Consider the following 12,763-nt stretch of genomic DNA (forward strand, 5'->3'; position numbering starts at 1 on the left):
AGGCGCTCTCTGCTCGGTCGCCGCACGAAGGTGCTGCAACTGCCTCAGCAACTGGCGAACGAAAGTCGCTCAATGCTTAACTGAGCGCCATTAATGGCGCCCCTACAATGCTAACTCACCAGCGAATACGCAATCGACGAAATCGCCAGCACGCCGACAATCACCACAAACACGTTACTGATCTTCCCGCTGTACTGACGCATCGCCGGCACTTTCTGGATGGCGTACATCGGCATCAGGAACAGAATCATCGCAATGATCGGCCCCCCCAGCGTTTCAATCATGCCCAGAATACTGGGGTTAAGTGTCGCCACCAGCCAGGTGGTCAGCAGCATAAACGCGGTGGTCAGGCGATTCAGGCGCTGCGGCGTAACGGTTTTTCCGCGACTGCGCAGTGACTTCACCACCATGCCGTTAAACCCTTCACGCGCACCCAGATAATGCCCGAGAAACGATTTGGTGATCGCCACCATCGCAACAATCGGCCCCATCCACGCAATCATCGGCACATTAAAGTGGTTGGCTAAGTAAGACAGAATAGTGATGTTCTGATCTTTCGCCGCCTGCAGATCGGCGGGCGACAAGCTCAGCACGCAGCTGAACACAAAGAACATCACCGTCACCACCATAAGTAGATGGGCGTTCGCCAGAATGCGCGAACACTTCTTCTCCGCGCCTGCGCCGTACTCATCGCGCTTGGCAACGGCAAAAGAGGAGATGATCGGCGAATGGTTAAAGGAGAACACCATCACCGGAATCGCTAACCATAGCGTCATCAGAATGCCGTGGCCGCTTACATTCGCGTTTAACGATAAGGTTTCCAGCGCCGCGCCATGCCAGTGCGGCACCAGATAAGCCGCCAGCAGCATCAGCACCGCCACAAACGGAAACACCAGCACGCTCATCGCTTTAACAATCATCTGCTCGCCAAAGCGCACCACCGTCATCATGCCGATGATCAGAATCAGCGACAGCAGCACGCGCGGCGGCGAAACCAGCCCCAGCTGATGCACGATAAAGCTATCGACGGTATTGGTGATCGCCACGCTGTACATCAGCAGGATCGGATAGATGGCAAAGAAGTAGAGCAAAGTGATGACCTTACCCGCGCCCACGCCGAAGTGCTCTTCCACCACTTCGGTAATGTCTTCGCCGGGATTTTTACCGGAGAGTACAAAGCGCGTTAACGCGCGGTGCGCGTAATAGGTCATTGGGAAGGCAAGAATCGCCATGATAATCAGCGGAATCAGCCCGCCTGCACCAGCGTTAATCGGTAGAAAAAGCACGCCCGCACCAATCGCCGTACCGTACAGACCCAGCATCCACACGGTATCACTCTTACGCCAGCCCTTAGCCGCCGTTTCTACGGTGCCAAGCGTACCGGTTTGTGAGTTGTCCATCTGTCTCTCCAGAATTTCAAGCTTTATCAACACGCAGCCACAAGGATGACTGCTCATCATGGCGTAGGCTGCTCCGCCCGGCCGGAACGCAAAGGATGACGCTTCATGAGATGAAATTCACGCATCCTGATGTTTTGCGCCGCACTAAATGCACGGAACATGCGCGCAATCGATTGCATGGGGCGCTATTTGACATGAGACGTGGGATGAGTGCAAGAAGGAGAAATGGAGAGTGTGCAGAAAAACGGGAGGAAAGTGGAAAGGTGTGGCAACGCTGGGCTGTTGCCACGGGTAAAGCTGAGAACATCGGGTGAAACTCCCCCGGCAACTAGCCTCTGTACAGCAAATGCGTCCAGAGACTAACACCGGGAGAATTTCAAATCAGAATGCGCGCATCCTGTAGAGTGCATAAAGAAAATAGTACGCTGTAAGTGTATTCAAATTCATAATCATGTACTTCAATTTTTCATTTTTATTCAGCAGAATGAAAATACCTTTTGAGTATTTACCCCGCTTTATTTCATTAATTTCCTGGGCTATATCCGCAGGTGAAAACGAAGAGTGATACATCGCCGTCACGATTTGCATATCCAACGCGAGTACACGTTTGGAAATGCCCTTGAGGAAATAATCGAGATTGCTGGACTGATATTTACTGATGATCGAATCATACAGTGCAGTGAGAAACTGTTTACGCACTTTCAGTTCACTGTATTGCACTTTACGCTTCGATAATGAACCCTCCACATCTTCATAATGATAAGCAGCGCCCGGTGTGACAAGGAAATTGCTAATGCAACTGAAGAATTTAAGGTTAAACAACAAATCCTCGCTCATGGAGATACCCTCCAAAAAGCGCAGGTTCAGCTCCTCAATAATCTGACGGCGATAACATTTGTTATGCAGATAACCGATGTTATCACTCATCTCCAGCTCACCGAGCACATAAGGAATGTCCTCGTTGCTGAAGAAGCCCGCCTGCGACACTTTTCCTACGCGGTTGTCGTTGAGGTTTCCCACCATCAAATCGACAGACTCCGCTGGCCAGGCATCGAGATTCTGTTTGAAGATCATCAGGAAGTTATCGTCCACCCAATCATCCGCATCGAGGAATAACACATATTCACCGCAGGCCTGCTGCATTCCGCTGTTTCGAGCAGCGCTGACACCGGCATTTATTTGGTGAATCACCGTGACCTGCGAATAAGCGCTAAACTCCTGCAGAATATTTGCGGTTGAATCGCTGCTGCCGTCATTAACCACAATCACTTCGTAACTGCTGAACGTCTGTTTAAGCACGCTCAGCAAGGTACGTTTAATGGTTTTTTGTGAGTTATAGACGGGAATGATAAGACTAAATAGTGGTTTTTCATTCATGATAAACTCTCTTTACTGTCTGAGGTTTTGATATTGTTGAATAACAGCCATAGTTTCCTGGGGTTGATAAAGATTTGGTGAATACGCATTACCGGTTGAGCAGGGAAAAAGTAATTAAGCAGGGAGAACGATAAAAATTCGGTTAATACCACGCTCATGGCCGCGCCATTTAAACCGAAGTTAGGAACCAAAATTAAAGAAGAGGCCACGCAAATTAGTAACACCACGAAGGTTTTCTTCACTAAATAGCGATATCCGTTGTACTTAATAATGAAACGATCCATTACGCTGCTCAGTACCGCGCACATCGCACCGACGCTGAGTAACAGCGTTGGCGCGACAGCATCGAGATACTCCGCACCGTAGAAGTCACGGATAAACCATCCGGACAATAACCAAATCGCCAGAATCACCAGCGACGAGACGCCAATCACCAGCAGGTGTAATTTCTGCGCTTTGATAATCGATTGCCGATCGTCACGCTCGGCAAAGAACGCCGGGAAAAAGGAAGCCAGCAACGCATTGGGTAAAAATACCCACGCGGTAGCGAGCGTCAGCGCGACGGAAAAAATTCCCGCCTCTTTTACGCCAAGGAAATACGACACGCTGATTTGATTAGCGCGGGTATAAATCGCCACCGCAATCACGGAAAACACCAGTGAAATACCCGACGCCACCATATAGCGTGAATATTTCTTCATCTGGCGCAGTGCCGGAATCGGCACCTGACGATGATATTTCAGGAATATCGCCAGCTTGATGGCAAACGGAATAAAGGTCGCCAGCACGATAGGGATCGACAACAACTGCGGATCCAGACCGTAATACGAAATAAAGAAGCGCACGGTTAGACTGATAGCCAATCCTGCCAGATTAGCGATCACATTCAGGCGCGCATTGAGCATCGCCTCGTTGTAGATATTGACCAGATCCAGCGAAGAGAAAAGACAGGCAATCGCCGCCGCGCAGATAAACACCCGCGCTTCAGTGCTCCACTCTTCGCCCATAATCAACATGCCACTGGCCGCCAGCACGCCGTAAATCAACAACACCAGCAGAAAGGTCGCCATCATTAAGCGCATGCCAGAGTGATGATTTTGCGATAAGCGTTTCAGCAGAATCACATCGCTGCCCATTAGCGCGATGCTCTGGATGAACTGAAATACCAGCATCGAGATCGAGATAATGCCGAAAGTGGTTGGCCCAACGTATTTCGCCACATAGGAGGTGACAAATATCAGGCCGAATACCGCAATCAGCTTTTCAGCGATCATCCACATGGAGTTTTTTAATTTATCTTTCACAACTTAACCTCAGCGTTTATTTCTGTGCCAGGCGGCGCAGACGCGATACCAGTCGTGGACTGACAAAAAACAGCGCAAAGTACAGGCTCCACGGATTGAACATCAATCCTGATGTGAAATAGGACTTAAAGCTGCGACGGTAGAGCGAAATATATTCATCAATAAAGGCGCGGCTGAATCCGTCGCTGTGCAGCGCTTTATAGATATAAGATGAGGTGACTTTTAAATAGAGATGGTAATAACAGCGGCTATGCTGCGCGGATAAAAACGCCTGCATGCCATTAAATGAACTCGCAAAGGAGAAATGCTTTTCCCGTAGCGCCGATCGCGTGGCGGAGTTGGTAGATTCCACATAGTGATAAACCACCTGCTGGGTGAAGATCACCTGACGATCCTGTTGCAGATGCAGGTAATTGATCACGAACAGCAGATCTTCGAAGTTATAAATCTCTTCGTTAAAACTGAGCTGATGCTGACGAATCACATCGCCACGAAACACCTTGTCGCAGATACCGTGACGCGGATTGAAATAGAGCAGATCGTTGATCGCCGCCGAAGCGGTCAGCTGGCGCGTGTCAGTCGTGTTGGCCGGGAAATCGAGCGGCTCGCCTTGCGGCGTGAAGTGCTGCGATTCGCCACCCACCATCGCAATGTTGTTTTGCATCAGCCGCACATAGGTGGCAAACGCGCTGGCTGGCAGAAAATCATCGGCGTCTAAAAAGCACAGCAGTTTGCCGCGCGAGGCTCGAATGCCTTGATTGCGCGCCGACGAGACGCCGCCATTGGTTTTGTCGATGATATGAAAATGTGGGTAATGGGCGTAGCTCTGTAATAGCGCGAGCGAGTTATCGCTGGAGCCGTCGTTAATAAATATCACTTCATAACGGCTCTCTTCCTGCTGAAGCAGGCTATCAATGCATCGTTCCAGATACGCCGCGGCGTTATACACCGGCACGATGACGCTGATTAAAACGTCGTTAACGGGATTTTGCATATAACCTCTGGACTCTGTCGGAGTAAACGTTGCGGGCGAAAAAAGTAATCTATGAACATTGCAGTGATTCACACTGCGCGTTGCTTGCGCCCGGCTTAACATTTGTTGCTTGTCTATTTCAGAGTTTCCTCAGGTCAAATAAAACTGGCCTTTAATTCTCTGTAAAAAGATCGCTAAATAAGATAATCGCCAAATAAACCGTGCAATTTCATTCTGTTTTCATCAGCTAAACCAGGCAGGCTACCGCCCCAGGCTTGCAGCTACCTGTATACTGACCACAGTGAAACCCCTATTTTTGGCGTAAAGAGGCTGCGCTGCGCTCATAAGAGTTCAGTTAATTTTCAACCAGTTACGTTTTTTTCTTTCGGTAATTTGGCTTAACGCCATTACCACGCCAATCATGACGTACTTAAATTGAATTTTTACCTGTCTGGTAATGAACGTTAAAAAACGCTGGCGTCTTTATCGTGCTCATCACCAAAAACAAGAAATGCCGACCGGGGCTGAGAAGGTGCATCCAAAGACGGGCCTTCTCAACGAACGTCACGACATTAACGATATTTGCTGTATGCCCTGCACTTTAATTAAGCTGGCGCGTTATTCGCGCGCCGATAAGTGCAAGTGGCGTTAATTCAGTACGGCTATCGCAGCCGTACTGCAAGAGGCTTGATGCCCAAAATTTGCGATCTAATTCAAAACTTTTCCCGGCATTCTCACCACTCGGGGTTATAAGGTCAATGGCTTCCGGGTTAAAACGGAATTTACTCAGAGAAAGGAGGGATTAAATAGCGGCGCATAGATTAGCCGGGGTGAATGGGTTTTTTATTGATTGATTAGCGCCGCAGCAGGCGATTACCAGGAATAAGATGGGAATATCTCTGACATCGTGCCAACAGAAACCAGCGCCTAAGCCGCGCCGGGATTGAAGCCAGCTCACAACTTTGCTGATAGTCTGTCACTGTGCGCATTTTCGCGTGCTAGTCTCCAGCCATGCCTCTCTCCAGTTTCTCTTTACTGCAGGTTGTATGAAACGCAGATTATCTTTTCAGGTAAAACTCTTCCTGTCGCTGGTGCTGTTTTCCTGCCTGCTACTCGCCTTGCTGGGCACCATTCTGTTTCATTTTATCGATCGTCAACTGCATCACGATTTGGGACAGCGCGCGCGGGTGCAGGCCAGTGAGATTGCGCTGATGCCCGGTCTGGCGGAGAAAGTGGCGCGCCGCGATATCGCCGGTATCGCGGCGTTGATCCAGCCGCTGCGCAACCAAAGCGATGCCAGCTACATCGTGATTGGCGACACGCAGGAACAGCATCTCTATCACTCGGAATCACCGGAGCGCCTCAATTTACCGATGATTGGCGGCGACAATGCGGAGGTGCTGCAGGGCAAAACCATTATTTCGGTGCGCAAAGGCGGCATCGGCGTGTCGCTGCGCAGCAAGGCACCGATCTTTAATACGCAGCATCAGGTGATTGGCATTGTCTCGGTGGGTTATCTCACCTCCTATATTGCCAATATCAATGTCAGCTTACTGTGGCAGGCCAGCCTGTATGGTGTGGCGCTGTTGCTGCTGCTGTTTATCTTTTCGTGGATGTTTAGCCGCAACCTGAAAAAACAGATGTTCTGGCTGGAGCCGAAAGATATCGCCCTGCTGGTGCTGCAACAAAAAGCGCTGCTGGAAGCGATGTATGAAGGGGTGTTTGCGGTGAACGCGGAGCGGCAACTGATTCTTATCAACCGCGCTGCACGCGAGTTGCTGGATATCCAGCAGAGTGAGAGTGAACTGCTGGGGAAACCGCTGGATCAGGTACTGCAAATCCATCCGGCGTTTTTAAGCCAGCATGAGGTGAAAACCCATGATCACATCACCGTGCTCAATCAGCGTCAGGTGATTGTTAACCGGGTGGCGATTGAGCTGGAACCCGGCGAGCCAGGCGGCTGGGTGTGCAGCTTCCGCGATAAAAACGACATCAACACATTGAGCAGCCAGCTCAGTCAGGTGAAACGCTACGCGGATAATCTGCGCATCATGCGTCATGAACAGCTGAACTGGACCGCCACGCTGGTCGGCCTGCTGCAGATGCAGCGCTACGACGACGCGATGCGCTACATCCACGCGCAATCTGCTGGCGCGCAGCAGGTGCTGGATTTTGTCTCGGCGCGCTTCACCTCGCCCGCGCTTTGTGGGTTGCTGCTGGGGAAATATGTCAGCGCACGGGAAAAAGGCGTCGAGCTGAAATTTGACCCCGCCTGCCAGCTAACCCGCATTCCTGCCGCGCTGAGTGAAACGGCGTTGATGTCGGTGATCGGCAATCTGCTGGATAACGCGGTGGACGCCACGCTCAACGCCAGAACGCCCGCGACACCGGTTGAGTTATATATTTCCGGTCGTAATCAGGAGCTGTTAATCGAAGTGGCCGATCAGGGTTGCGGCATTGATGGCAGCATTAAACCGCACTTGTTTGAGCAAGGCGTCACCAGTAAACCCAACAGCGGCGACGATATGCTGGGTGCAGAACACGGCATCGGCCTTTATCTGGCGGCGGGTTATGTACAGCAGGCGGGCGGCAGCATTGAGATCAGCGACAACTCACCACAGGGCACCATTTTCTCGGTGTTTATCCCGTTCCCGCCCGCCGCGTTAACAGGACTTTCTCATGAATAATGCTAAGCCGCTTGATGTGGTGATTGTGGAAGATGAGCCGCATCTGGCCGATCTGCATCGTGAATATATTGAGCAGAACTTTCATCTGCGCGTGGTCGGTATTGCCGCTACGCTGGCGCAGGCGCGTGAGCTGATTACATTACATCAGCCACGGCTGCTGCTGCTCGATAACTATTTGCCGGATGGTCAGGGCGTGACGTTGATTGACGATCCGCTGCTAAAGCGCTTTGAGTGCTCGGTGATCTTCATCACCGCCGCCAGCGACATGCAAACCTGTAGCCATGCGATGCGCAGCGGTGCATTCGACTACCTGTTAAAACCGGTGTTTTTCCATCGCCTGCGCGCATCGCTGGAACGCTTTATGCTGCTGGTGCAGACCATGCGCCAGATGAAAAACGTTGATCAGCAGGCGCTGGATAAGCTGTTTAATTTGCCAGCCAGTGATGCGCCGTCAGCGCCTTCGACCAAAGGGATTGAAACCATAACGCTGGATCGGGTGAAAAGCTTCTTTAGCGCTGCACCAGAAAGTAGCTGGTCGGTTGAACAGGTAGTAGAACGCGTTGGCATCAGTAAAACCACCGGTCGTCGTTACCTGGAATATTGCGTGGAGATCGGTTTTATCGGCGTCGAAATGCAGTACGGCAACATTGGCCATCCGCGACGGTTATACCGCAAAATCCTGTGATCTGGCGCAGATCGCGCGCGCGGCCTGTCGTGGTTTTTATGGTGTTAATTGCCTAAACGACGCCAACAATCACACTTCGTGAAGATAACAATCCGTCACCTCTTGTTTGGAAAAGTCGATAGGCTATGTTGACCTTTAGTTCCTCAAATGTAACTAAAAGGTTAACTATAATGTCGAACACTTTCCCTCTGTCTCTGATTGCTGCAACTGTTTTTGTGTCTATGTCAGCGGTTGCTGCCCCGCCGCAAGGCTATCCAGCGGATTATCAAAGCGTGATTGATGCCGCCACTAAAGAAGGCAAAGTGGTGGTTTACTCCACCACCGACATCAAAGCTGCCGGTCCGCTGATCAAGGGTTTCGAAGCCACCTATCCCGGCATCAAAGTTGAATATAACGATATGAACAGCACCGAGCTGTACAACCGTTTTATCAGCGAACAAGCCTCGGGCGGCACCAGCGGCGACGTGGTGTGGAGCTCCTCTATGGATACCGGTCTGAAGCTGGCGACCGACTACGCGCAGGAGTACAAATCCCCTGAACTGGCGCAGCTGCCGAAGTGGGCGGTGTGGAACAACAAAGCCTACGGCACCACCTACGAACCGGTGGTGTTCATCTATAACAAGCGCCTGATCCCGGCGGGTGATGTGCCCGATTCACACACCGCGCTGGCCAAGCTGATCGCCAGCCAGACCGACAAATTCAAGAGCAAAGTCACTACCTACGATATTGAGAAATCGGGACTGGGTTTCATGCTTTCAGTGCAGGATTACAAAGCCGATCCCAACTACTTCAAAACCCTGGCCGACGTGGCGAAAGGCGGTTTAGCCGTGCAGTCTTCCACCGGCACCATGATGGAAAGGGTCTCATCCGGTGAAAACCTGATCGGCTTCAACATCCTCGGTTCTTACGCCGAAGCGCGCGCTAAAACCGATCCGTCGCTGGGCATCTCTTATCCGAAGGATTACACGCTGGTGCTATCACGCGTTTCGTTCATCAGCTCGCAAGCGCAAAACAGCCATGCCGCCAAACTGTGGCTCGATTACGTGCTGTCTGAGAAAGGACAAAGCATTCTGGCGAATCAGGCCGACATCCCTTCCCTGCGCAACGATATTGAAGGCAAAAACGACATTGATGGCATGACCAAAATGTTGGGCAACGCGCTGAAACCGATCCCGGTTGATGAAAGCCTGCTGGAATATCTGCAACCGAAAAAACGTCTGGATTACATCAAACAGTGGCGCGAAGCCGCCGGTAAATAACCGCCGTTATGAAGCGCGGCGACTGCGCCGCGCTCAGCTTTCTCTTATCTGATTTCGCCATTCAGGGTCTCAATATGCGTGCATTGCATAGAAAGTGGCAAAGCCTGCCGCGCGGCGTTGTGGTGCTGATAACCGCGCTGGTTATCTACGTCCCGCTGTCGTTTATCGTCATACAAAGTTTCTTGTCCGCGCCGTTCTTTGCGCCGTCGAAAGAGTGGAGCCTGGAATCGTTTGCATTTATTTTCACCGATCCCGACTTCTACAAAGCGCTGCGCAGCGGATTTATTCTCGCCTTTGGGCTGGTGATCATCGCCATTCCGCTGGGCGGTATTCTGGCGTTCCTGATGGTGCGAACCGATCTCCCCGGCAGACGCATCATTGAACCGCTGATCCTCGTGCCAATTTTTGTCTCGCCGATGGTGCTGGGCTTTGGATATGTGGTGGCGGCGGGCCCGGTGGGATTCTTCTCGCTGTGGGCGCAATCACTGCTCGGGTTCGTGCCGTGGAATATCTACGACATGTCGAGCATCGTGGTGATCGCTGGTCTGACGCACGTCCCGCACGCCTATCTGTATATCTCTTCTGCCCTGCGCAGCGTGGGATCGGATGTGGAAGAAGCGGCGCGTATTTCGGGTGCTTCGCCGTTGCAGGTGATGACGGCAGTGAGCTTGCCGATGGTACGCCCGTCCATTCTGTATGCCATCGTGCTGCTGTTCTTCCTCGGGCTGGAAGTGTTCGGCCTGATGCTGGTGCTGGGCGATCCTGAAGGCAACATGGTGCTGGCCACCTATCTCTATCAGCTGACCAATAAACTCGGTACGCCGTCCTATCACCTGATGGCTGCGGTGGCGGTGGTGCTGATTTGTATCACCATTCCGCTGGTGATGCTGCAACGCCGCCTGATGCGCACCGCCAATCGCTTTGTCACCGTGAAAGGTAAAGCCTCGCAGGCGCGTGCGCTGCCGCTGGGTAAATGGCGCTGGGTGGCGGGCGCAGTCGTGGCGTTCTGGCTGACGGTGACCATTGGCGTACCGCTGCTGGGCGTGGTGCTGCGTGCGTTTATCTCTAACTGGGGCGTTGGCGTTTCGATCTGGGATGAGCTGTCGATCAAGACCTTCCAGACCATCTGGGCGCAGCCCAACCTGCTGCGCGCAATCGTCAACTCAATGGCAATTGGCGTGATCGGCGGTGCGCTGGCGGTGGGTTGTTATCTGTTTATCGGTATCGCCATGCACCGAAAACCCGATAACACCACGCGCTTCCTTGATTACAGCGTGCTGGTGCCGCGTGCGGTGCCGGGCTTGCTGGCCGGTCTGGCGTTTCTCTGGGTGTTCCTGTTCCTGCCGATGTGGCTGGATAACTCGCTCAAATCGGGCTGGCTATCGGATTTCGTCTGGTCGCAGTGGCTGCGCGATCACCTGATCGTCTGGCTGCGTTCGCTGCGCAGCACCATCTTCAGCGTCTGGCTGGCCTACACCGTGGTGTGGATGGCGTATGGCCTGCGCCTGATCTCCTCAACGCTATTACAAGTGGGGCCGGAACTGGAAGAAGCGGCACGCAGCACCGGCGCCACGCGCGGACAGATTACGCGTCACGTTACCATTCCGTTATCACGCTACGGCCTGATTGGCTCATGGTTGCTGATGTTCCTGATTTTCGAGCGCGAATATTCCACCGGCGTGTATCTGCTTTCGCCCGGCACGGAAACCATCGGCTCAATGCTGGTTTCCCTGTGGGCGGCGGGCGCGATTGATATCGTTGCCGCACTCTCCTTTATTAACATCCTGCTGGTCGTGGTCGGATTGGGTATTGCCCTGCGATTTGGAGTCAAATTACATGATTGAATTATCGGTTGAGAACCTGCACTTAACGTACGGCGACAATCCGGTGCTTAAAGGCGTGTCGATGAATTTGCAGCGCGGCGAAGTGGTTTCCCTGCTTGGCCCGTCCGGCAGTGGCAAAACTACACTGCTGCGCGCGGTCGCCGGGCTGGAGAAGCCGACTCAGGGCACGATTGTGATTGGCAACAATACGGTTTACGCCGGAACGCCGCGTAGCGAGATCCCAGCGGAAGAACGTAATCTGGGATTGGTGTTCCAGTCCTACGCGCTGTGGCCACACAAAACCGTGTTCGAGAACGTGGCCTATCCGCTGAAGCTGCGCAAAGTGGCGGCGGCGGAGATCACTCAACGCGTGCAGGATGTGTTGAACCAGCTTGGCCTCGGCCACCTCGGCAAACGCCATCCGCACCAGCTTTCTGGCGGTCAGCAGCAGCGTGTAGCGATTGGCCGTGCGCTGGTGTACAACCCGCCGGTGATCCTGCTGGATGAACCATTGTCGAACCTCGACGCCAAACTGCGCGAAGAGGCGCGCGTGTTCCTGCGCGAGTTGATTATCAAGCTGGGCTTATCGGCGTTAATGGTGACGCACGATCAGAATGAGGCGATGGCGATTTCCGACCGTATCTTGCTGCTCAATAACGGCAAAATCGAACAGCAAGGCACGCCGCAGGAGATGTACGGCTCGCCAAAAACCCTGTTCACCGCCGAGTTCATGGGCAGTAATAATCGGCTGCACGGCAAAATCACCGAGTTGCGCGACGGCAAAGCGCGCATCGAGGGCAAAGGCTGGGCATTGTGGGGATTGGCAGGCGCAGGTGTGCAAAGCGGTCAGGATGCCACGGCGGTGATCCGCGTCGAGCGCGTGAAACTTGTTGAGGGGCCGGGCGAAAACCAGCTGGAACTGCCGCTGCTCACCAGCATGTATCTCGGCGATCGTTGGGAATATTTGTTCCGCACCTCCGGCGATGATTTTGTGATTCGCGCCTACGGCACCGAGGTGCGCGATCCGCAGCACTGCCATCTGGCGTTGCCGGAAAACCATGTGTGGATCTTCCCGAAAGGGTAAAGGACCAACGGGTCACGATGCATATCTTAATGTTCGTTTGTTAATCCGACGATGAAAGCGCTGGCCGGGGTCACTTTTGCCAGAGGCGCTGGCGCGTCTGCTGCGGCAAAAGGGCTATTCGCAGCGCTGAGGCTTTTACGTTGGGCCAGGAGCCTCACGCATGGATGCGTG

The 12,763-nt window shown here is 52.8% G+C and carries 9 protein-coding genes; 5 read left to right on the top strand and 4 right to left on the bottom strand.

Annotated elements, in window-relative coordinates; genetic code table 11:
- Positions 1-110 precede the first annotated feature (110 nt).
- The 4 genes from RTM06_RS21440 to RTM06_RS21455 form a co-directional block, all read right to left on the bottom strand.
- Entirely contained in the window at positions 111-1,400 is a 1,290-nt protein-coding gene (locus RTM06_RS21440) for an HAAAP family serine/threonine permease (RefSeq protein ID WP_256695732.1), read from the bottom strand.
- Between the two features lie 381 nt (positions 1,401-1,781).
- Positions 1,782-2,777 (bottom strand): glycosyltransferase family A protein, encoded by a 996-nt coding sequence (locus RTM06_RS21445; RefSeq protein ID WP_293792270.1) that lies wholly within the window; start codon positions 2,775-2,777, stop codon positions 1,782-1,784.
- Entirely contained in the window at positions 2,774-4,081 is a 1,308-nt protein-coding gene (locus tag RTM06_RS21450) for an oligosaccharide flippase family protein (protein WP_312184656.1), read from the bottom strand. Before RTM06_RS21450 ends, RTM06_RS21445 begins: the two co-directional genes overlap by 4 nt.
- 16 nt (positions 4,082-4,097) lie before the next feature.
- Positions 4,098-5,075, bottom strand: a complete 978-nt coding sequence (locus RTM06_RS21455; protein ID WP_312184657.1) for a glycosyltransferase family A protein — start codon at positions 5,073-5,075, stop codon at positions 4,098-4,100.
- A 1,025-nt stretch (positions 5,076-6,100) separates the two neighbouring features.
- Here RTM06_RS21455 and RTM06_RS21460 point away from each other — a divergent pair.
- From RTM06_RS21460 to RTM06_RS21480, 5 genes are all read left to right on the top strand, one after another.
- Positions 6,101-7,741 (top strand): sensor histidine kinase, encoded by a 1,641-nt coding sequence (locus RTM06_RS21460; protein WP_312184658.1) that lies wholly within the window; start codon positions 6,101-6,103, stop codon positions 7,739-7,741.
- On the top strand, positions 7,734-8,426 hold the full coding sequence (locus tag RTM06_RS21465) for a response regulator (protein ID WP_256695727.1): 693 nt from the start codon (positions 7,734-7,736) through the stop codon (positions 8,424-8,426). The genes RTM06_RS21460 and RTM06_RS21465 overlap by 8 nt, the downstream gene beginning before the upstream one ends.
- A 170-nt stretch (positions 8,427-8,596) precedes the next feature.
- Positions 8,597-9,685, top strand: coding sequence for an ABC transporter substrate-binding protein (locus RTM06_RS21470; RefSeq protein ID WP_265299898.1), 1,089 nt, complete (start codon positions 8,597-8,599; stop codon positions 9,683-9,685).
- A 74-nt stretch (positions 9,686-9,759) separates the two neighbouring features.
- Positions 9,760-11,529, top strand: a complete 1,770-nt coding sequence (locus tag RTM06_RS21475; protein ID WP_293792280.1) for an iron ABC transporter permease — start codon at positions 9,760-9,762, stop codon at positions 11,527-11,529.
- On the top strand, positions 11,522-12,592 hold the full coding sequence (locus RTM06_RS21480; RefSeq protein WP_256695725.1) for an ABC transporter ATP-binding protein: 1,071 nt from the start codon (positions 11,522-11,524) through the stop codon (positions 12,590-12,592). Before RTM06_RS21475 ends, RTM06_RS21480 begins: the two co-directional genes overlap by 8 nt.
- Positions 12,593-12,763 lie beyond the last annotated feature (171 nt).

Origin of the sequence: Pantoea sp. CTOTU46764, from assembly GCF_031974595.1 — a bacterium.
GTDB classification, from domain to species: Bacteria; Pseudomonadota; Gammaproteobacteria; order Enterobacterales; family Enterobacteriaceae; genus Pantoea; species Pantoea trifolii.